The sequence below is a fragment of the Kitasatospora sp. NPDC001603 genome, from assembly GCF_040298365.1.
In the GTDB taxonomy this organism is placed as follows: domain Bacteria; phylum Actinomycetota; class Actinomycetes; order Streptomycetales; family Streptomycetaceae; genus Kitasatospora.
In genome coordinates this window covers 60,057-81,151 of the sequence record NZ_JBEPAA010000036.1, presented here as the reverse complement: position 1 = coordinate 81,151, position 21,095 = coordinate 60,057, and the positions used below count along the sequence as shown (strand labels likewise).

19 protein-coding genes are annotated in these 21,095 nt (G+C 72.1%); 10 read left to right on the top strand and 9 right to left on the bottom strand.

The genetic code is table 11. The features are described 5' to 3' along the window. Positions 1–37: 37 nt before the first annotated feature. Positions 38–922: a SigB/SigF/SigG family RNA polymerase sigma factor gene (locus ABT263_RS22620; protein ID WP_352292628.1), complete on the bottom strand. Its 885-nt coding sequence runs from the start codon at positions 920–922 to the stop codon at positions 38–40. Between the two features lie 1,099 nt (positions 923–2,021). Between ABT263_RS22620 and ABT263_RS22615 the strand changes: the two genes are divergently transcribed. Together ABT263_RS22615 and ABT263_RS22610 are read left to right on the top strand one after the other, a co-directional pair. After that, on the top strand, positions 2,022–2,825 hold the full coding sequence (locus ABT263_RS22615; RefSeq protein WP_352292650.1) for an NAD-dependent epimerase/dehydratase family protein: 804 nt from the start codon (positions 2,022–2,024) through the stop codon (positions 2,823–2,825). A gap of 328 nt (positions 2,826–3,153) precedes the next feature. After that, positions 3,154–3,276 carry a hypothetical protein gene (locus ABT263_RS22610; RefSeq protein WP_352292626.1) on the top strand — a complete coding sequence of 41 codons (123 nt, stop codon included), beginning with the start codon at positions 3,154–3,156 and terminating at the stop codon, positions 3,274–3,276. A 110-nt stretch (positions 3,277–3,386) separates the two neighbouring features. On the opposite strand, the gene ABT263_RS22605 is transcribed toward ABT263_RS22610, so the two are convergent. Then, a complete protein-coding gene (locus ABT263_RS22605) occupies positions 3,387–3,527 on the bottom strand; it encodes a hypothetical protein (protein WP_352292624.1) in 141 nt (46 codons plus the stop codon). A 205-nt stretch (positions 3,528–3,732) separates the two neighbouring features. Between ABT263_RS22605 and ABT263_RS22600 the strand changes: the two genes are divergently transcribed. After that, complete coding sequence (locus ABT263_RS22600) at positions 3,733–4,089, top strand: PRC-barrel domain containing protein (protein WP_352292622.1); 357 nt, start codon at positions 3,733–3,735, stop codon at positions 4,087–4,089. 791 nt (positions 4,090–4,880) lie between these two features. Here the strand turns inward: ABT263_RS22600 and ABT263_RS22595 are convergent. Then, positions 4,881–7,145 carry a catalase gene (locus ABT263_RS22595; RefSeq protein ID WP_352292620.1) on the bottom strand — a complete coding sequence of 755 codons (2,265 nt, stop codon included), beginning with the start codon at positions 7,143–7,145 and terminating at the stop codon, positions 4,881–4,883. Between the two features lie 146 nt (positions 7,146–7,291). Continuing rightward, on the bottom strand, positions 7,292–7,792 hold the full coding sequence (locus tag ABT263_RS22590) for a hemerythrin domain-containing protein (RefSeq protein WP_352292618.1): 501 nt from the start codon (positions 7,790–7,792) through the stop codon (positions 7,292–7,294). Positions 7,793–8,243: 451 nt separating this feature from the next. Between ABT263_RS22590 and ABT263_RS22585 the strand changes: the two genes are divergently transcribed. The 6 genes from ABT263_RS22585 to ABT263_RS22560 all read left to right on the top strand — a co-directional run bounded on the left by ABT263_RS22585 (position 8,244) and on the right by ABT263_RS22560 (position 14,195). Then, positions 8,244–8,660 (top strand): SRPBCC family protein, encoded by a 417-nt coding sequence (locus ABT263_RS22585; protein WP_352292616.1) that lies wholly within the window; start codon positions 8,244–8,246, stop codon positions 8,658–8,660. After that, positions 8,660–9,088, top strand: a complete 429-nt coding sequence (locus tag ABT263_RS22580) for a MarR family winged helix-turn-helix transcriptional regulator (RefSeq protein WP_352292614.1) — start codon at positions 8,660–8,662, stop codon at positions 9,086–9,088. Before ABT263_RS22585 ends, ABT263_RS22580 begins: the two co-directional genes overlap by 1 nt. A gap of 1,082 nt (positions 9,089–10,170) precedes the next feature. Further along, a complete protein-coding gene (locus ABT263_RS22575) occupies positions 10,171–10,587 on the top strand; it encodes a hypothetical protein (protein ID WP_352292612.1) in 417 nt (138 codons plus the stop codon). Between the two features lie 192 nt (positions 10,588–10,779). After that, a complete protein-coding gene (locus ABT263_RS22570) occupies positions 10,780–11,832 on the top strand; it encodes an MFS transporter (RefSeq protein WP_352292610.1) in 1,053 nt (350 codons plus the stop codon). A 114-nt stretch (positions 11,833–11,946) separates the two neighbouring features. After that, complete coding sequence (locus ABT263_RS22565; RefSeq protein WP_352292608.1) at positions 11,947–12,321, top strand: nuclear transport factor 2 family protein; 375 nt, start codon at positions 11,947–11,949, stop codon at positions 12,319–12,321. Between the two features lie 695 nt (positions 12,322–13,016). Further along, complete coding sequence (locus tag ABT263_RS22560) at positions 13,017–14,195, top strand: Cmx/CmrA family chloramphenicol efflux MFS transporter (protein ID WP_352292606.1); 1,179 nt, start codon at positions 13,017–13,019, stop codon at positions 14,193–14,195. A gap of 851 nt (positions 14,196–15,046) precedes the next feature. Here the strand turns inward: ABT263_RS22560 and ABT263_RS22555 are convergent. Beyond that, entirely contained in the window at positions 15,047–16,075 is a 1,029-nt protein-coding gene (locus ABT263_RS22555) for an ArsR/SmtB family transcription factor (protein ID WP_352292604.1), read from the bottom strand. Between the two features lie 422 nt (positions 16,076–16,497). Between ABT263_RS22555 and ABT263_RS22550 the strand changes: the two genes are divergently transcribed. Then, positions 16,498–16,929 (top strand): hypothetical protein, encoded by a 432-nt coding sequence (locus tag ABT263_RS22550; protein ID WP_352292602.1) that lies wholly within the window; start codon positions 16,498–16,500, stop codon positions 16,927–16,929. A 1,039-nt stretch (positions 16,930–17,968) separates the two neighbouring features. Here ABT263_RS22550 and ABT263_RS22545 read toward each other — a convergent pair. From ABT263_RS22545 to ABT263_RS22530, 4 genes are all read right to left on the bottom strand, one after another. Next, positions 17,969–18,796, bottom strand: coding sequence for a DUF4132 domain-containing protein (locus tag ABT263_RS22545; RefSeq protein WP_352292648.1), 828 nt, complete (start codon positions 18,794–18,796; stop codon positions 17,969–17,971). After that, a complete protein-coding gene (locus ABT263_RS22540) occupies positions 18,797–19,579 on the bottom strand; it encodes a hypothetical protein (RefSeq protein ID WP_352292600.1) in 783 nt (260 codons plus the stop codon). Beyond that, positions 19,576–20,109 (bottom strand): SigE family RNA polymerase sigma factor, encoded by a 534-nt coding sequence (locus tag ABT263_RS22535; protein WP_352292598.1) that lies wholly within the window; start codon positions 20,107–20,109, stop codon positions 19,576–19,578. The genes ABT263_RS22540 and ABT263_RS22535 overlap by 4 nt, the downstream gene beginning before the upstream one ends. Positions 20,110–20,237: 128 nt before the next feature. Further along, a complete protein-coding gene (locus ABT263_RS22530) occupies positions 20,238–21,023 on the bottom strand; it encodes an expansin EXLX1 family cellulose-binding protein (protein WP_352292596.1) in 786 nt (261 codons plus the stop codon). Positions 21,024–21,095 lie beyond the last annotated feature (72 nt).

The following is a 21,095-nucleotide window of genomic DNA, read 5'->3' as shown; positions in this document are numbered from 1 at the left end:
CCACTGCACTGGCCGCCCCGCCCCGAGGAGTTGCGGGTCAGGCTGCTTCCAGGCCCTTGCGGAGCTGGGTGAGGATGCGGGACAGCAGACGGGAGACGTGCATCTGGGACACCCCGAGCCGCTCGCCGATCTGGGACTGGGTCATCTCCTGGGTGAAGCGCATCGACAGGATCAACCGGTCGCGCTCGGGCAGCGCTGCGACCAGCGGCTGGAGGGAGACGAGGTCCTCGATCAGGGTAAAGCGGTCGTCGGTGCCACCGAGCCGGGCAGCGAGCGCACCCGGGCCTTCGCCGTCGCCGGCCGGCACGTCGAGGGAGTCGACGCTGTGCGCGTTGGCCGCGGTGAGGCCCTCGATGACCTCCTCCTGCGACATCTCCAGGTAGGAGGCGAGTTCGGCGACCGTCGGCGACCGGTCCAGGTCGTGCGCGAGCGCGTCCTGGGCCTTGGCAAGCGTCAGGCGCAGCTCCTGCAGGCGGCGGGGGACGTGGACGGCCCAGGTGGTGTCCCGGAAGTGGCGGCGGATCTCGCCCAGGATCGTGGGGATCGCGAAAGTGGTGAACTCCGCCCCTCGGTCGGGGTCGAAGCGGTCGATGGCCTTGATCAGGCCGACCGAGCCGACCTGCATCAGGTCCTCCATGCTCTCGCGGTGCGCGCCGAAGCGGCGCAGCACGAAGCGCACCAGGGAGAGGTTGAGCTCGACCAGGGAGGAGCGGACGTAGGAGTACTCGCGGGTGCCCTCCTCCAGTGAGGCCAGCCGCACCAGCAGGACCCGGGACATGTCCCGCGCATCCGTGGGGGCGACTTCCGCCAGGTCCTCCACGTCGGCCAGCTCGGGGGCGATGTCGGCCGAGCGGGACGGGAGGGCGGCCTCCGTGCCGGTCAGGGGGCGGGTTTCCTGGAGGAGTCCACTGGTCACGGCCATGTCGTTCCCTTCCCTCGCGCTGTGAATAGTCGGCCCCCGGATACCCCGGGATCGCGGATCCATTCACGCCATTCGGGTGGAGTTTTCGTGGAAGCCGGGGGTCCGGCCAACCTTATAGCGGCTTCTCCCGGCCGCCCCGGGCCCTTGGTCCCGCTCCCGGGGTGAGACGGCGGCGGGTTCCGCACGCGGTAGCGAGGTGAGGGGAGGTGGCGGGCCAGCCAGTGCGCGAGGGGCGACCGTCCGTTCCGGGGCAGTTCCCGTTGGCGGGGGCCGGGATGGCACCCAGCTCCTCGAGCCGGGACAGGCGGCGGCCTCGTCGTCCGTTCGTCATCGCACCAGCATCCCGGCAGCCGCCCTCCCGAGAAGGAGGGTGGCCCGCTGAGTTCCGCCGCCGAGCGCGCTCCCGAACACCACCGGGCGCGCCGCCCCGGTGGCGCGGGCCGTCCGGTGCGCCTGCCCACTGTGCGCGTTGTCGGTGTGCACGACGGGCGACGCACGTAGGGTCGGGGCCGGGCGAGGAAGGCGGGGGCGGAGCTGCAGGACGAACCGGTGGCCCCGCGGGTCGCGGTGCGGCTGCCCGCCGACAGTCTGGGTCGCTGCTCCTGGGCGGTCTGAGACCGTGGGTGGCATCCGCCGGCGGGGAGGCCGCCCTGTACTTCGCCCGGTTCGGCGCGCAGGCGTGCATCCGCCGCCTTCGCTACCTCGGCGAAGCCGGCATCCTCCGCACCTGACCCGCGCTGCCGCGCCGACCGCCCGTGCGCCGGCCCAGTCGTGACGGCCGTCCAGAACGCCCCCGGCTCCGCCCCGCCGAGCCGGGACGGAGTAGCGGCCGGGCACGCCTCGAATCGCCGCCCGGGCGGGGCGCCGGAAAGTCAACCCGGCGGTTGACGCGCGATCAGCCCTCCCCGTGTCGGCGTACGCGTGAACGTGCTCCGGTAGGTACGGCTCGACGGGCACAGAGCCCCGGAGCCTCTTCGGGCTGCTCCTCATACCCGGCCATGGTGATCGCCGGGTGACCGGGTGTTTTCGCGGGCCATCGCTTGATCGGTGGAAGGTCAGCGACGAGGATACAGAAGGCGAGATCATCCGGGGAGGCGTAGTGCGTCTGGGGACAGTGGCGGTAACGGGCGCGGCGGGGAACATCGGGTCCGTCGTGCGCCAGGCACTTCGGGGTGAAGCGGCGCGTGTGATCCTGCTCGACCGGGTGCCGCTGCGGCCGGAGGCCGACAACGAGGACGTGCGCACCATCGACCTGCGCGACGCGGCCGCCGTGGAATCGGCACTCGCAGACGCTGATCAGGTGCTCCATCTGGGCGGTGTGCCGGACGAAGCGCAGCTCACGGATCTCCTCGACGCCAACGTGCTCGGCACCCACCACGTCCTGGAGGCGGCACGACGAACAGGCACCGAGCGGGTAGTGCTGGCCAGCAGCAACCGCGTGACCGGCTTCTACCCCGTCGGGCATCTCACGAGGCCGCAGGAGCCCGTACGGCCTGACGGCCTGTACGGGGTGAGCAAGGCGGCCATCGAGGCCCTCGGACAGCTCTACGCCGACAAGTTCGGCCTGTCCGTCATCTGCCTGCGCATCGGCAGCTTCGAGCCCGTCCCAACCGAGCCCCGGCATCTGGCGACGTGGCTCAGCCCGCGCGACGCCGTCGGATACATTCGGGCCGCGCTGACGGCCCCGCCCTCCACCCGCTTCGCCACCGTGTACGCCGTCTCCGCCAACACCCGCCGTTTCTGGGAGATCCCGGATCCGGCGGTACTGGACTACACACCCGTCGACAACGCCGAACCCCACGCCGTCGACATTCCCGGAGCCGACCTCCCGACCGACCCGGCAGCGCCCCAGGCCGGCCCCTACGCCCTGCCCGAGTTCACCCTTCCGCACCTCCGACCCTGACTGCACGGCCACCCGTGAGCGACACCCTCGACGCGGCCGGGCCGACGTGGCCGATCGAGGCTGACTGTCGTGCGCCGACCCTGTGGTGCACCGCGCGGCGCACGTTCGCCTGTGCCAGGTCGTGCACTTTCACACAAACGCCGACACCCCGCCTACAGCGGGGCGGTCACGGGCGGCGGGAGGGCGGTCACTGTGGAGACGGTGCCCTCGTGGCCGGCGCCTCGTCCCTGCCTCTCGCGCTCGGCACCGCCGCTGCGGCCAGCGCCCACGACGTACCGAGCGGCGAGTTCGAGAGGGCGACTTCACCGTCGGCCCGGGCGGGGCGGGCGTGCACCTCACCGAGGCCGAGTTCGGTCCGGACGGCGCCTCCTGCTTCACCGGCGCGGTGATGGCCGCCCCGGACGGGCTCACCGGTGGCTTCATCGACGGCGAGATTGGCTGGACCGGCTGACAGCCTCCATGCTGACGCCCCGGCCCCCGGCGGCGGGGTCCGGGGCGACTCGTTCCCAGTACCGGCACAGCATCAGACGGGTCTCACGGGGCTGCCTCGCGGGCTGCCTGTCAGCGGCGGTGCCGGGCATCCGCCGCGCCCTCGGAGCCGACCGGCACGAGACGTCGAACGCCTCGGTGGCGCCCGGCGGGGGCGATGGCCACCTCGACGGCAGCCGCCCCGATCAGCAGCACCAACAGAAGGATCAGCATCCCATGGCCTCCCACTCACGACGGGCCCGCGCACGCCCTCCTGCCCGTGATCCGGCCTCCAACACTTCCTTCTCCCAGCCGCGTCGGCCCGGCACCTCACCGCCACCCGCGTGGCCTGATCTCTCCGGAAGGCGCAGGCATGCCGGCCACCGGCTGGGGTAGCCGGGCTCTCGTCCAAGCAACACCAAACGACGAGGAGCACATTGTGACCAGCGGACTGTGGGGCTACGAGAACACCGAGGGCTACGCGGCGGGCACCGACCTGACCGGCTTCCGCGTCGAGGCGACCGACGGGCACATCGGCAAGGTCGACAAGCACACCGAGGACGTCGACACCGCCCACATCGTCGTCGACACCGGCCCGTGGATCTTCGGCCGCGAGGTTCTCCTCCCGGCGGGCACCATCACCCGCGTCGACGTGGACGAGAAGACAGTGTGGGTCGCCCGGACCCAGGACGAGGTGAAGAACGCCCCGGCGTTCGACAAGGACCAGCACACCGGCAACCGCGAGTACCACGACCGAATCGACGGCTACTACGGCGGCACCGGCACCGCCCTCTGACGGCACGTCATCGCGCGGGGCCCTCACCGGCCAAGAGGTCCTTGGCCGGTGAGGGCCCCGCCGGCGTTCCCGGCCGACCGGGCGCCGGGTGCCGTTCCGGCCGGGATCCGCGACGGCCGTGCTCTGCCGGGCCGGTCGGTCGTTGAACCGGGTATCGCCGCCGGCCCGCTCGTCGGCTGTCGGGTGCGGGCGGCGATATCGGGATGGTGAGCGGCTCCCTCCGGAGCAGGCCGGGTGAGGGTGGTCGCGGCCGTCAGGTGGGCCAGGGCGACGCGGGTGCGGTCCAGCACGGGGGTGCTGGTGTCCAGGCGCAGCGCGGGGACGGTGAGCAGGCTCTGCGGAGGTCTTGAGCCGCCGGGGGAGGCCCGGGTCGCGGTTGGCGGCCGGGTGCGTGCCCGTCCGCACGTCCCGGTGCAGACGGGCGGCGGCGACGTCGTCAGGGCAGACGTACCCGATGCCGCGCAGCGGCCGGCCGGTCTCCTCGGCCGGCCGCCCGCTGCACGTCCTCGACCCGGTAGCGGCGGGAACAGGTGCGGCCGTCGAGGACCACGGCCGCCTCCGGGCGCTCGCCGAGGTGCCGCGCGACCGTCAGGTGAAGGACGTGGGCGCAGAAGCCGTCCTGCTCCCGGGTGTAGGAGTCCGGGTGCGGTCCGAGCAGCGCGTCGCGGACGCGGTCCGGGCAATTGCCCAGCGCGGTGTACCTTCCGCCCCGGGCCTGTCCCGGGATGCCCGCCGGAGCGTCGGCCGAAGGCCTGCTCCGGCGGGCAGGAGCGTCAGCGGGGTGAACCGCGTCAGCTGGTCGGGGCGGGGAAGCGCGCCCAGACGCGATGGGTGGCGAGCAGCTCTGCCAGGCCTGTGACCAGCTCGGCCGGGTTGTCCGCGACGAGTACCCCGGGCGCCTGGGGGTCGACGGCGGCCGACACCCAGACGGGCCGGGCGGCGGGGAGGCCGGCGATCGGCTTGGCGTGCCGGTAGGCCTCGTTGACCAGCAGCGCGACGCGGGAGTCGACCGCTCCCTGGGCCGGCCCGGACTTGGCGTCGCGCGCGCCCAGGTCGTCCGCGCCCGGCGCCGGCGCGCCGGTGACCACGAGGGCGTCGAACTCCACGGAGCGGGCGGCGGCGAACGTCCGCTGGACGGTGAGGTCCTCGGCGAGCGGTGCGCCGGTGGGGGCGATGAGCAGAGCGGTCATGCCGGCCGCGCGGACGGCGTCGCGGGCCTGGCGGACGGGGTCCAGGTCGCTGCCGGGGGCGGCGACGACACCCACCACGCGGCCGTCGACCGGCCAGCTCGCACCGAGCTGGGACAGGGCGGGGCTCGGGGTGGCGTCTGCGGGCTTGACGGTGGCCTGCGGTGCGGGCAGGCCCAGGCCGCTCGCCACCTCGGCACAGAGGGTGGTGTCGATGTTGGCGAGGACGGTGAGAACCCGCTCCTTGATCGCCTGCTCGTAGACCTTGGTGAGTTCGAAGGTGTAGGCGGCGATGACGTGCTGCTGCTCGACGGGGCTGAGGCTGAGCCAGAACAGCCGGGGCTGGCTGAAGTGGTCGGCGAACGACGCGGGCGCCTCGCGGACCTTGTTCGCGGCCGCGAGGGGGGTGGGGAACTCGATGTAGGCGCGCTCGTCGGCACCGGCGAAGAAGGGGCATCCGCCGTCGAGCGAGTTCGGCTTGTAGGGTGCGACGCCGGTGTGCACCGCGTCCTGGTGGAAGCCGTCGCGGAGCATGTCGTTGACCGGCGCGTGGGTGCGGTTGATCGGGATCTGCGCGAAGTTCGGGCCACCGAGCCGGGTGATCTGGGTGTCGAGGTAGGAGAACAGGCGTCCGGCGAGCAGCGGGTCGTCCGTGACGTCGATGCCGGGGACGAGGTGGCCGGGGTGGAAGGCGACCTGTTCGGTCTCGGCGAAGTAGTTGCTCGGGTTGGCGTTGAGGGTCATCAGGCCGACCGGGCGGACGGGGGCGAGTTCCTCCGGAACGATCTTGGTGGGGTCGAGCAGGTCGATGCCGTGAAAGGTCTGCTCCGGGGTGTCGGGGAAGACCTGGACGCCGAGCTCCCACTGGGGGAAGGCCCCCGCCTCGATGGCGTCGGCGAGGTCGCGGCGGTGGAAGTCAGGGTCCATGCCGCCCAGAAGCTGGGCCTCCTCCCAGACGAGGGAGTGCACGCCCGCCTTCGGCTTCCAGTGGAACTTCACCAGACTGGCGGAGCCCTCGGCGTTGACCAGGCGGAAGGTGTGGACACCGAAGCCCTCCATCATCCGCAAGGAGCGCGGGATGCCCCGGTCGGACATGTTCCAGATGGTGTGGTGGGTGGCCTCGGTGTGCAGGGACACGAAGTCCCAGAACGTGTCGTGGGCGCTCTGTGCCTGCGGGATCTCCCGGTCCGGGTGCGGCTTGCCGGCGTGGATGACGTCGGGGAACTTGATGGCGTCCTGGATGAAGAAGACCGGGATGTTGTTGCCGACGAGATCGAAGACGCCCTCGGTGGTGTAGAACTTCGTCGCGAAGCCGCGCGTGTCGCGCACGGTGTCCGCCGACCCGCGGGAGCCGAGCACGGTGGAGAAGCGCACGAAGACCGGCGTCTCGACACCGTCCGCGAGGAACGCCGCCTTGGTGACCTCTCCGGCGGTGCCGTAGCCGCGGAACACGCCGTGGGCGGCGGCGCCACGGGCGTGCACCACCCGCTCCGGGATCCGCTCGTGGTCGAAATGCATGATCTTCTCGCGCAGGTGATGGTCCTGCAGCAGCACCGGCCCCCGCGGGCCCGCCTTCAACGAGTGATCACTGTCGAAGACCCGCGTGCCGTTCGCCGTGGTGAGGTAGCCACCGCTCTGCGACCGCACGTCCCGAGCGGCCCCGCTGTCGCGCCCGGTGGCGGAGACGACGGCCGGCTCGTCCTGGTCGGGCTTGGGCGGAAGGGGAGCCCGCGGTTCCGTCGGCTCGGCCACCGACGGTGGCTCGGCCCCGGGGGCGCCCGGGACGGCCGGCCGGGCCCGGTCCTTCACCTCGGCCACCGCGTCCGCCACGGCGTCGACGACCTTCCGTACGGGGTTGGACTTGTCCATCGGTTCCTCCGGATGCCGGAAAGGGCAGTACGTGCTGAATCGGTCGGCGCACTCACGACCAGGCGGCGTGGCGCCGCCCCCAGCATGGAGGCCGGGTGGGTCGGGCGCGCTGCTGGGGCGGCTGTTCGGGTCGGGAGCGCTTCGGGTCAGGACAGGATCGCGTCGGCTGCCTTCTTCAGGGCGCCGGGCTGCTGCGGCGCGCGGGGTGCCTTCGCCCGCGCTTCGATCAGGCGGGCGCCGATCTCCTGCAACTCCTTTCGGCCCAGCGCTTCGCGGACCTTGGGGAACCAGTCGTTCTCCTCCTCCTCGATGTGGTGGCTCACGCTCTCGATCAGCACCGTGGTCTTGGCGTCGAAGCGCTCGTCCTCGGGGCTCATCGCGGACAGTTCCGTGCAGAGCAGGTCGGCGACGTGATGTTCCTCGTAGGACTCCAGGATGTCGCTCTCCAGGTCCGGCACGAGCCTGCGGACCTCGGGGTACATCACCTCGTTCTCGATGTAGGTGTGCACGGTGAGGGCTTCCAGGATCTGCTTCACCAGGTCGGCCTTCTCCGCGCGGGCGTTCTCGCCGGCGCTCGTGAAGGCACGGAACAGACGGCGGACGTCCTTGTGGTCCTCCTTGAGGAGAACGATGGCGTCGGTGGACATGAGGGTTCCTTTCTGCGGGCTGCGAGGTGTGCCTCCCCGTCTCCCCCGCCCGCCCCCGCCGCATGCATGCCCGCCGCCGAACGGGTGGATGCCGTCGGCCTCCGAGGACCGGTCGTCGAGACCGTCAACGCGGCAGGAACCGCCGGCTGGGGGATCGCGTGTAGTCGAGGCCGGCGGCGTCCTCTCCACCGTCGGATCGCTTGAGCCCGACCAGTAGACCGTCGACGTTCGCCTGCTGGGCCTGTTTCGGTCGGCGACCTTGACCTCGACGGCGCCCGGTGCGCCATCGACCGGGATCTGCGAGGGGTCGTTGCCTGGACCGCTCTGCGTCTTGGCGGCGGGGCCGGAGCGGTGACGCGCGGCTCCGCGGGATGGGGGCGTGCCACCATTGGACGGATAGTCTCTGCGGAGATAATCTATGCGTAGATCGCCTAGTCGAGGAGACCGCCTTATGTGGGAGTACGAGCACAGCATCGAGACCAGCGCCACCCCCGAGGCGATCTGGCGACTCTGGGCCGACGTCGAGAACTGGGGTACCTGGAACGCCGAGATCGACAAGATCGAGATGAATGGCCCGTTCGCGGCGGGCACGCAGATCACGATGGTGCCGCCCGGGGACGACCCGGTACTGCTGCACATCGCCGAAGCCGTCGAAGACGAACTATTCGTCGACGAGGCGCGCTTCGACGGCCTGCTGCTGCGCACGATCCACCGGATCCACCGGATCAACGAGACCCGCATCCGCGTGGTGTACCGGATGGAGATCACCGGCACCGGCGCCGACGAGGCCGGCCCGCAGATCGGCCCGGGCATAACCGCCGACTGGCCCGAGACAATGGCCTCGCTGGCCGAGCTGGCGCTTCGCTGATGCCCCTCAGCCCCGGCGCCAGCCCCGGATTCCTGCTGTGGCACGCCACCCTGCGCTGGCAGCGCGACATCGCCACAGCCCTGTCCCCGCTCGATCTCACCCACGTGCAGTTCGTGCTGCTCGCCTGTACGTGGTGGCTCAACACCCAGGGCGAGCATCCCAACCAACTGGCCCTCGCCCGCCAAGCCGGCACCGACGTCAAGATGACCTCCCAGGTACTGCGCACCCTGGAACACAAGGGACTCATCGAGCGTGAAGTCGACCCGGCCGACACCCGCGCCAAACGACTGCGCGTCACCGTCACCGGTGCTGACCTGGCCCCACGCGCGATTGCCGCCGTCGAGCGCGCCGACGCGCGGTTCTTCGAGCCGGTGCCCCTCGACGACGCGGTGGCCCTGCTCGGCCGCCTGGCCCATCCCGACACCTGAAACGCCCTCACCGGCAACCGCAAGCCACCGAACCCGGACGGGAAGGTCGACTCCGCCGCGTCCGCAGGCCCGAGGAAACCACGCTTCTCCACCCTCCGCTGTAGCAAGCCGGTGAACTACCGCCAGGGTTTACCTCCCGGATCAGTCAGGAGGGGGAAGCTTCCAGCCGGACATCTCCCTAGCGTGGTGGCCACACCGGAGCGGCGCCACAGACGGCCGCCCCGGCGGCCGCAACGAGAACGCTGCCCACGGGGGCACGGCTGCCCGACTCCGCCACCAAGGACGTGGCCAGCGCCAAGAGCCGCAGGCCGTACCTCAAGGCCACCTTCAAGACGGCATTCCCTGGCGTCGGCGATTGTTCGAAGTACATCGAGCTCGACTGACCTGCCCGCGCCGCGGACGAAGGGGGTGACAGCGCCGGTGCTGCGAGGGTGGCGGCACCGTCGCTGCCCGTTGCCGCAGCGCTGGTTGTTGCCAGTGACCGACCCTTGGATGGACGGCAGGCCGCGGGCCCCTCAATACGGTTGACCATCTGGAGGTTCGGAGACGGTAGGGCCGCCTGCGGACGGCGGTGCGTGGTTCCGGGCGAGTGCGCAGCTCGCCAGGGGAGTCAAGGGGAGACGTGGACATCAGTGGAGTACAGGGCGAGCCGCCCAGCTGCGGTCTCTGGCCGCCACCACAGGTGCGCCGACCGGAGCAACAGCGCGAGACGACCAACGGGACGCCCGCTGGCTCCGAGTCGCTGCCGGCCGGCCGTCCGGCGCCTCGACCGGTGCCGGGCGCGGCAGCCCCGGCAGCCGGTGCTGGGCGGCTGATCGGCGGCCGGTACCCGTTGCTGGAACGCCTCGGCGCCGGCGGCATGGGCACGGTGTGGCGGGCCCCGTCCGTGGTCCGGACCCGGCGCTGGCTGCGCAGTCGCACCGGCCTCACCACGAGCGTGGTGGGCGCGGTCGCCCTCGCCGTTGTGTTCGCCCTCGTCGTGCAACTGGCGGGGGGTGACCTCCCGGACGGGCGGAAGCGCTACGACGAGTACCGGATGCAGTTGGCCCTCGCGGCCCCGGCCGACTGGACCATCAAGACCCTTGGACGGCCTGGAGGACACCAGCGGCGCCTACCGGGGCACCTCCTACACCTCACCCAAGGGAGACATGTGGATCGGGGTCGACCGGAAGGAGAAGTCCCCCGAGGCGGCCCGGGCGATCGCCGAGCGCTGGAAGCGGGAACACGAGAGGGCCACCCCTCCACAGGGTGGCGCCGCCAGCGTGGCGACGGTGGAGTCCGGCACCGAGCAGGGCCGGGACGCTGCGATCATCACCGAGACCTACAGCCAGGACAGCAAGGGGACGCCCAGGCGGCTGTCCAAGGCCTTGATCCTGGTCAGTTCCCGTCAGGAGCGTCTCAGCATCTGGGTGGACGTCCCGGCCGGCACGACGGCGGGCCGGACCGCCGACGACCTTCTGCGGAAAGTCAGGTCGGCCTACCAGGTCCGGGACCTGTGAGGAGGTCCCCGCGACGCCGCTGCCGCCCGGTCAGCTGCCGCCTGGTACACCTTCGGCCCGGGCCGGTCCCTCCCGGGCCCGGGGTCCGCTGCTCGCGGCTTCGTTCGTCGTCGCGGACGGACGGGGTCTCCGGCCGTCCGCGACCGGCGTGGACGCCTCCCGGGCCTACGCCCTGTCGTGGTGCGCCGGGCCTTGCCCGTCTTCGGTCGGCAGGGCGCGGACGGCGTGGGCGATGGTGGAGCGGAGATCGTCGAGGCTGTGGTCCGCGCCGAGGATCATGCGGCGAAGCTGAGGCATGGCCAGGGTCCAGCCGACCAGGCCGAGGGTACCGTCGTCCCGCAGCTCCTGCTGCCGATGGCCGCGGGCCTGGTCGCCCCGGACCGGCGCGGCTCGGTGATCGGCACCCTCCAGGGCGGCCTCATCGGCGGAATCCTGCTGGCCCGCACCTTCGGCGGCGTGATCGGCGAACACCTCGGCTGGCGCGCCCCGTACCTGACCGCCGCCGTACTCACCGGCCTGCTCGCCCTCGTCCTCGGCCTGGCCCTGCCCACCACCGCGCCCGCCACCCGCGACCGGTACCCGGCACTCCTCGCGGACACCGTGCGGATGCTACGCACCGAGCCGGACCTGCGCCGCTCCGCCCTCTACCAGTCAACCCTCTTCGGCGCCTTCAGCGCCGCCTGGACGGCGCTCGCCCTGCTGCTCACCGGCCCGCACTACCGCATGGACGCCCAGGCCGTCGGCGTTCTGGCCCTGATCGGCGCGGCCGGCATGGGCTGCGCCCCGGCCGCCGGACGCTGGGTGGACCGGCGTGGCGCGGACCACGTGAGCACCTGGTGCACCGGCGGCGTCCTCGCCGCCGCGCCGGCACTGACCGCCGGGGTCGCGGGCGGCGCGGCGGGGCTGGCGGCCGTCGCCCTGGGACTCCTGCTGCTCGACCTGGCCGTGCAAACCAGCCAGATCGCCAACCAGGCCCGCATCTTCTCGCTGCGCCCGGAGGCCCGCAGCCGCCTCAACACCGCCTACATGACGTGTTCGTTCCTCGGTGGCACCGCCGGATCCTGGCTCGGCATCCACGCCTTCGCCCTGCTGGACTGGCCCGGCGTGTGCGCGCTCATCGCCCTCGCCGCGGCCCTCGCCCTCACCGCCCGGCTCGCCGACCGCCGCCGCTACCACCACCGTCCGCGGCCCGAGAGGTCGGACGTCGGGGAGCACATCGCATCGCACGCCGGACCACCGCGGTGAACGGCCACCGGACCTCGGCGCGGGCACCACCACCGCTGCCGTGCCCAGCCACGCAGTCGCAGACGCAGACGAATCAAGAACCCGACGTGAAGGATCACCATGACGTTCCCGGCCATGCCACCCGCCATCCTGCAGTTCTTCAGCGCCTCCCGGGAGGGCGATGCCGACACCTGGGCGAAGGCGTTCGCCGAGGACGGCGTCTTCCACGACCCCGTCGGCACCCCGCCGATCGTTGGACGCGCGGCGATCCGGGACTTCATCGCCGGCGTCCTGCCCGCCTTCCAGCCCTTCCTCGGGCTGACCCCCACCGAGGCCCACACCCTCGGCAACCACGTCGCCGTCTCCTGGCGGGGAGCCGCCGTCACCGTCGACGGCAGGCCGGTCAACTGGTCCGGCATCAACGTCTACGAACTGGACGAAGCCGGCCTCATCCGGGACGCCAAGGCCTACTTCAACCGCGCAGTCTTCCAGGCCCAACTCGCCAACTGAACCCCGCCGTCCCGATTCCGGCGCGGGCCACGAGGCCACAGCCACCTCGCCCGCGCCGGAAGTCCGGCGAGACCAGCGGCGATGGCTTCAAGTCCTGGCTCGTCAGCGTGGCCAGCTACGCCGAGACCGCCACCTTCCGCGTGGCCCTGCGGCCGGACCTCCCGATGCCGGGGCGGAAGCCTTCGGCAGCATGGACGTGAGCACCTGTGTGAGATCGGAAGGATCCATGCCGCCGCCGCCGTCACCGACGCCCGCGCCCGCAGCGGGGCTCGCGGCCCTCTCGGCTCGTCCGGCCGTCGACCGCCGCCCATACCCGGGCCGATCAGCTCTGACAGCAGCCGCTGACGGCAGCCGCCGTTCGGCTTCGGCCTCGTCCGTAGCTCGCAGGGGCAGCGCGGCCAGCAGACGCTGAACGAGTCACTGTTTGTCGCGAGCCATGACGTCCGCGGCACACTTGCCAACGTTGGTGAAACCAAGGTGCCTCGATGGGCGGTGGTCGGGTAGCGTGCTGACCATGTCGAGTCCTGAGTCAGACACCGTGGGGGCTTTCGGTCACGCCGTCAGCCCCCTGAGTCACTGAGCTCATCATCCTGCCGTCGCGCCGCGTTCCGCGGTCGGACGAGCGCGCCCCCGGGGGGCTGGTCGCGGTGACGAGATGACCTTCTCGTGCTTCTCCTCGACTTCGGAGCCACTCGATGCTTCTTCCGTTGTACCTACTTGCCGTGGCGGTCTTCGCCATGGGCACCTCGGAGTTCATGCTCGCCGGCCTACTGCCGGACATCGCCTCGGATCTCGACGTCACAGTCGGGACAGCAGGCGCACTCACCTCGGCCTTCGCGATCGGCATGATCGTCGGTGCTCCCCTTGTGGCTGCGCTTGCCCGCAACTGGCCCAGGCGCTCCACCCTCCTGGCGTTCATCCTCGCCTTCGCCGCAGCTCACGCCGTGGGAGCCATCACCACCAGCTTCCCGATGCTGTTCGCCACCCGGGTCGTCGCCGCGCTCGCGAACGCAGGATTCCTCGCGGTCGCTCTGACGGCTGCCGCCACACTGGTCCCTGCCGACAGGAAGGGACGTGCGCTGGCCGTACTCCTGTCAGGCACAACGGTAGCCACGATCGCCGGCGTCCCCGGTGGGTCGGTACTCGGCATGCTACTCGGCTGGCGGACCACATTCTGGGCGGTCGCCGCCCTCTGTCTGCCTGCGGCTCTTGGCATCCTGACGGGAGTCCCCGCAGGCCGTGTAAAGGAAGAGGCGACTGGCGGGCTAACCTTGCGCGCGGAGCTCGCCCAGCTCAAAAGCCCTCGGTTGACGCTGGTCATGCTGCTCGGCGCGCTGGTGAACGCGGCGACCTTCGCCGGCTTGACCTTCCTCGCCCCGGTCGTGACCGACACCGCCAGGCTGGACGAGCTGTGGATCTCTGTCGCTCTGGTGCTCTTCGGTGCCGGTTCCTTCGTCGGCGTCACCGTCGCTGGACGACTGTCGGACCAGCGCCCGACCCAAGTCCTCGCAGTCGGTGGTCCGCTGCTGCTCATCGGCTGGCCAGCCCTGGCCGTGCTGGCTGACGAGCCGGTCGCGCTGCTCGGCCTCGTGTTCGTTCAAGGCGCTCTGTCGTTCGCGCTGGGCAGCACGCTGATCACGCGGGTTCTCTACGCGGCGGCGGGAGCGCCCACCATGGCCGGCTCGTACGCGACCGCGGCACTCAATGTGGGCGCTGCCGCCGGACCTCTCATCGCCGCGACAACTCTTGGCACCGCGGCCGGGGACCTCGGGCCGCTGTGGGCAAGCGGGCTCCTGGTCGCTGTCGCGCTGCTCATCGCGTTCCCCCTCCGTACTGTGATCTCCCCTGGCCGACGCGCCGAGGCGCTCCGGTGACGCATGCCACCGTCGCCGAGTAGATAACGGGTGGTCTCGACCACGGCCCGGTTCGATGCGGCTGACCGTCACTGAGACCCCGCCAAGGGTGTGGCCCGGGCCCGCTCGGCGATGTGCTTGAGGTGGATGCCGGCGCGATCTCGGAGTTGGGGAACTGGTCGGGGACCATCGCCATCGTCCTGCGGACCATGTGCGGGCGTACGTAGGTGATGGGGATCTCGTCGAGGCCGGTCCAGGCCCGGTTCGTGTTGCGGGCCTGGACCGGCCAGGTCGGTGCCCTTGGGGGAGTACTGGTGGAGCAGGCCGTGGTGTACTCGTTGGAGCCGCGCTGCCAGGGGCTGTCCGGATCACAGAAAGTAGACCGGGCTGTCGGTGGCCAGGGTGAGCAACTGCGGAGGTCGAGGGTTACCAACCCCACTCCGGTGCTTCCGGTGGCGCCGCTCGTCGCCCCGTGGCCGGCGACCATCAGCGTCGTGGCGGCGACGGTACTGGCCGACGGCTCCGTGATCGTCATCCGGGGCGCGTCGGTCCCCCTGGCCGCCCGGTGGTCGACCACACCGGCGTAGCCGACTGGGTGCTGTTCCCGGCCGGCCAGCACTCCCCGGCTCGGGGCGATCTTGCCGGGCTTGGGGGCGGCCGGCGGGCATCGGCGCGGGCCTGACGGCCTGGCTCGCCGGGCGCCCCTGGCGTCGAGAACGTATGCCGCGACCGCGCACCGTACTTCTCTGAGGGCGCCTCCGTCGGAGCGCCGCAGGCCGTCCAGATGGCAGACCGCTGGCAGTCTTTGCACCGTCCCTGCCCCCGGGCAGCACCGCTGCCCCCCCGGTGGCCGCGGCGAGCCGCGGCCGGGGTCACTCGCCTCCGCCGTCGCCGCAGGTGCGCGCAGCCGAGACGAGGTCGGTCCCCGACCGGGTGGCGGCGTGCCGCACCGTGTTGCCGTGCCGGAGGCTGGTCACCAGGCCGGCGGCCCGCAGGGCCGCCACGTGCTCGGAGGCCGAGGCAGGTGAGATGGCGAGATCCCGGGCGAGCTGCGTGGTGGTGCGGCCGTCCAGGGCGGCCAGGACGGTCAGTACGGCAGCACGGGTGCGGCCCAGGAGCGTCGCCAGGGCGCCCGGTGTCCGGCCGGGGCCGGCGGGCGACGGCCCGGGGGTGAGATGACCGTTCCGGGAGGCCCAGACGGGTTGGTAGGCCAGGACCGGCGTGTCGAGGTCGTTGATCAGGGCCCGGGGGCGGGGGCCGCAGAAGACGTGGGCGCACAGGGAAAGGCCTCGCCCCTCCAGGTGGATGTCGGCCTCCTCCTGTCCGGTCAGCGCGGGCAGCTCCAGCACGGGCTCTTGCCAGCGCGCCCGGGGATGCAGTCCGGTCAGCACCGCCCCGATGCCGGCGCGGGCCATGGTGTGCACCCGCCACGCCCGGTCGGCGTCCAGGACCGTCCGCATCTGCCCGGCGAAGGGCGTCACGGCGATGTCGTAGTACGCCGCCAGCGCGTCGACCACGGCATCCAGTGCCGCACGGTCCCCCGCGGCCAGTGCCCCCGTCCAGGAGGGCAGGCGCTGCTGGCCCGCGAGGCGCCGCAGGTCGGCCAACAGACGCCTGCGGGGCGTGGACCGTATCGCGTCGAGAGCGGCCGGGCCGGAGGACGCCCGGGTGCCGAGGGTGAGGAAGTCCGGCACCCAGCCGGTGGCCGGAACCACCGAACCGAGCAGTGAGGCGTGTTCGGGTAGCCGCTGCAGGACGTGCTGCCGCCACGCGGAGAACCTCCGCCCGCAAGGGCGCCGCAGCGTCTGCAGGCTCATCACCGCCTCGCTCACCGGCAGCGCGCGGCCGCCGGTCAGCACCGTCCGGGCCAGATCCTCGGCCGTGAAGTGGATTCGCAACATGACAGTCCCCTGTGTCCGATTCTCGAAGGACTCCTCCCGAGGCCAGGGATATTCGGCTACGCCCGAAGGTCGTTGTCGAGAGAGCCCGCGGCCGAACATGCTGTGTCCAGGCCAACCGAAAGACCGACCAGGCGTCCCTGGAGGAGGGAGCACGTGCATGTGTGTCGCGCCGACGCCGTCGCGCCGGGCCGGGGGCGGCCGGAAGGTGTCGACACGAATCGCTCAATGACGGCGCCTTCGACTTTCCGATTTGGGGGTCAACCTGAGCGGCCGTCTCCTTCGTGCACGTATTTCTGTGACGTCTCACGGTTGGTCCGGCCGGCGCGCCGGCCGGGTTCGTACGTCGGACCCGCCGTCGTCGCCGATGTCATCGGTAATTTCGTCGCCGGGATTCCCCGGCCGATCTCGCAAAGGAAAGCGTGATGACCATTCGCTCCGTACTGGTTCGCTCCGCGGTCGCGGCGACCGCCGTGACCGGCTTGCTGCTCGGGCTCGCGGGCCCGTCGGCCGCCAGCAGCGGCCACTGGATCTCCGGCTACAACTCCGACCGGGGTGCCAAGGTCGAGGGCACCCTCATCGAGCCCACGTCGGGCTGCGACTACGCGAAGGTCAAGTCCGACGGGGCCGCGAAGATCTACGACACCGACGGCGACGGGAACGGGGCCATCGCGTATCTGATCACGTACAAGTGCGGCACCGGTACGAAGCAGATCACGAAGCTCGGGAGCGTCTCCGGCGAGGGGCGGAGCGCGCTGCTGAGCTCCGTCACCGTCTACAACGTCAGCAGCGCCGCCCTCCAGGTGTGCGAGTACTACGGCGATGACCAGTTCATCGACTGCGTGACGTACGGCTAGGCCGCTCCGGGTCGCCGGGCGAACGGACGTCCGTTCCGCCCGGCGGCGCCGGCGGGGTCGAGCATCACCGGCCACGGCCACGTCACCCGCCCAAGCGGCGACCGGGGCCACCGGGACGGCCGGGACCGCGATGCCCGCGGTGGCGGTGAGGACTCGAACGCGCATGCTGGTGCTCCATTCGACCGGGGAGGTTACGCCGCGGGCCCGGGTTGGTCCGGCAGCGACCTCACCTTGTGGCGGGCCGGCCGGGAGCGGCAAGGGGAGATCCCGTCCGGGACGGCTCCGGACGTGTCCCGGACAGAGGGCGCCATGCTCAGGCGGGCTCGGCTCCGCAGGCCGTGATGGTGGCACGGTCGCCGCCGCACCCGTCCGTGCAGCAGGACGGTCCCGGAGGCCACTGGTGGGGCCGGCATCCGGCATCCGGGAGCCGCCGGCGGATCACGCCACGCAGTTGATCAATTACCAACACTTTCTGAGCCGAACGGACTTGCGGCGGTCGCCTTTGACGAAGTACAGCTCCGCGTGACGGACAGCCGACTGCACCAGGCTCACACCGAACTCGGCCGCGATCGCGGTCAGCGCACGCCGTTCGCCGGTCCGGTCCGGCGTGCCCTCACATGGGACGGCCGGGGCTGCGAAGAGGGTGTCCGGGTCGAGCCTGGGTGGTATCGGGCCGCCACTTCGACGAACCTAGCGCGGCCAGTCGGGTGCGGGATCGGTGGGGAGGAGCGGGCGGACGGCGCCCAGTACGGCGCCGATGCACACGTCGCGCAGGTCGGCCCGACTGCAGGTCTGCCGGCCCGGGTTGGGGCATAGGTCCCGTGTCCGCTGCCCTCGCAGGTCACGAAGACGCCATCTCGGGAAGACGCGGTGGATGTCGTCCAGCCAGTCGACCGCGGTGACCCGGGCCGGGCCGCGGCCCGCGCGGCGCACGCCGCGGCGGGCCGGATCTCGGCAGGCGGGCGCTGGAGCTCCTCCGCAGTGGTGATCGTGGTCCCGGCGGCCTTTCCCGGGTGGCCGTCGGTGAGGTGGCGAGGGGTCACAACGTGGTCAGCTCGGTGAGGTCGGCGATCACCTCGGAGGCGATCACCGGGTCGAGCTCGGCGAAGGTCGGGAAGGTGCGGTCGTGGGTCCAGTAGTCGCCCGGGCGCCTGTCGAGCCACACCGTTTCCACCCGCTGCTCGGGGTAGGAGTCGAACATGCCGACGGCGATGCCGTCCTCCGGGGCGATCACCACGTAGAGGTCGGGCCCGACCCGGCGGGACAGCCACTGCTCGACGCCGTTGTCCTGGGGCTCGCCGCGCCGCCAGCCGCGCCGTTCCATTCCGACCAGCCGGGGGGTGGGCAGCACCGGACCGTTCTCGAAGCGGGTGAGTCGATGGCCGGCCCGCTCCTCGTCGGTCAGCGCGTACACCGGGCGGCCGAGCTGGCGGAACGGCTGGAGGATCTCGAAGTCGGCGAACAGCTCCGACCAGTCGGCGAGGACGTCGCCGAGCAGGAGCGGGTGCGCCAGCCGGACGGAGGCCGTGGCCGGCAGCGCGAACGCCTCGTCCCGGACGTCCGCCAGGGTGCGGTCCTCGGTGACGCGGAACGCCGTCACCGTGCCGTCCGTCTCGGAGAGCCACACCAGGCGGCGCACCAGGTGCCACAGCAGCGGATGCCCGACGAAGAGCTGGTCGAACTCCTGTGCCGTCCATGAGCGTTGGGAGATCATCGCCTCCTCCAGGCGGCGGACCTGATCCCCCGCCACCGTGCGGACGTCCTTCTTCAGCGCGGCGAAGCGCTTGCGCTCGGCGGGCGCCAGCTCGGCGTCGTCCCGCGCCCCCGGGGCGGGCAGGTCCTTGCGGCGGGCGCCGGCCGCGTCCAGTCACCGTGCCGGGCCGAACCCTCCCCAGACCGAGGCGGGCCCGCTGGACGACTGGGCGTCGACCCGGTAGCCGTCGTTCGCGGCGCTGCGCGTGCCGGTAGCGTGGTTGAACTGGCCGGCGAACTCGTGCTGTCCGGCCGGCACCGTGCGGCCCGGCTTCAGGACCCAGCGGTAGACCAGTAGGCCGCCGGACTCCTGAGCGGTGACGGTGAAGTCGTCGCTCGGCAGGGTCCGCCAGTTGCCGGTGTCCCGTACGTCGCCGGTCTGGGCGATGCGCAGCTCCACGGTGAGTGAGGTGAGCGGCTGGGCGGTCTTGAGGACGAGGTTGTGCTGGGACCAGTAGACCGTGCTGTGCGGGTCGACCGACCCCTCCGACCGCAGCGATCCGTCCTGGGGGTGGCTGCTCGAGGGGGTCGGGCGCGGACCGGTCGGAGTGCTGGTGGCCGGGGCCGGCACGGGTGCCGGGGCGACGCTGCTCGGGGCGGCCGGTGGCGTCGGCGAAGGGGTGACCGTCGGAGACGGGGCGGCCGGAGCGGTGGTGACGGTGTCCGACGGCGGTGGCGTCCGGACGATGCCGGCGACGGCGAGGCCGCCGGTCGCCAGGATTCCGGCGACGGCGAGGCCTGCGAGCGAGGCCCTGGGCCACGACCTCGCGAACAACGGGCTTCGGTGGCGGGCGGGCGGGCCGGCCGCGCCGCGTTCTACCCGTGCCAGCATCCGTGCGCGGTCGGGCTGGTGGGCTTCGGCGGCCTCGCGCAGCCGTCGGGCGATGTGGTCGTTCACCGTTCGTTCCTCCCTCCCGTCGCCAGTTCGCCGACCGCTCGTGCGCCGAGTGCGCGTTCCAGCTCGGCCATGCCCTTCGAGGTCTGGCTCTTCACCGTACCCACCGAGACGCCCAGGGCCGCGGCGGTGTCCTTCTCCGACAGGTCGAAGGCGTGGCGCAGCACCACGCACGCCCGCTTGCGGAACGGCAGCCGGGCGAGCGCCGAACGGACGTCCAGCACGGCAGCCGTGTCCGGGCCGTCCGTTCGCTCCGGGGCGCGGGACCAGAACAGCAGGACCCGGCGCCGCTCGCGAACCGCGCTGCGGATCCGGGCCCGCGCCATGTTGGCGACCACCCCGCGCGCGTAGGCGAGCGGGTGGTCGGCCGCGCGGAGCCGGTCCCAGCGCTGCCACAGGGCGAGCAGGGCGTCCGCGGCGAGGTCGTCGGCCGCGTCCGTCTCGCCGGTCAGGAGGTGGGCGAGACGGGCGAGTTCGGCGTAGTGGCGTTCGAAGAAGTCGTGGAACTCCGCGTCCGCGGCATCGAGGAGCATGTCCCCCGGTCGCCCTCTCCCTGCAATGTGAACGCTAACAACAGGCGTGAGCCTAGCAGTGCCCGTCTCCAGGACGGGGCGGTGGTCGCCCCGGCGGGGGACCGCCGGCCGAGGGGCGAGCGGCGCGGTCAATGCCGGGCGAACTGGACTCGGGTCGGCTGGGCGATGTCCGGCTTCACCGCGATCCCGTCGACGGTCAGGTGCTCCCCGTAGACGTCGGTGACCCTGATCGGCCCGCCGCACCCGCCACCGTCGGGGGAGAGGAAGTAGTTGTAGTCGGTGCGGGCGAGCTGCCGCCACCCGGTGGCGGTCCGGACCTCCAGCGCCGCCACCGGGTTCCGGTGGCCGATCACCTGGATCCCGCACCACCACTGGCTGGACCCGCTCTTGTACCGGATCGACATCGTGTCCGGCGCCGTGCCCGGGCTCAGCACCGTCCAGGTGACCGGGAGGCGGCCCACCGAGAGTTCGGCGAGCTTGGCGAAGGCCTCGTGGCTGAGGTCGAGCTGCCCGGGCGCGCAGGGCAAGGGGCACTCGTTGACGATCCGCACCGTGATGCCGACCCCGTTGGCGGCGCGGACGAGCACCGACGCTCCGCACGCCCTGGACGACTCGTAGTCGGTGTGGTTCATCGCCGCGACCATGAGATCGCCGGACGGACCGAACGAGCAGGCGCCGTTGCCGTCGGCGGCGTCGTAGGAGGTCGCGACGCCCTGGTAGCTCGTCCCGGGCTTGACCCGCCCGGCCGGCGGCGCCGCGGCCGGTGCGGCGCCGGTACCGCTGGCGGCGGCCGGCGGTGACGGGGTGGCCGGGACGGGAGTGGCCGCGGTGGGGGAGGCCGTGGTGGCCGGTCGCGGCGTGGGACTGCCCGAGGACGGCGGGGTGCCGGTGGCCGAGGGCGCGGGGCCGGTCACCGACGGCGCCGCCGCCGAGGGAGTGGCACCGGTCGGGACGCCGGAGGACGCCGGAACGCTCGACCCGGTGGT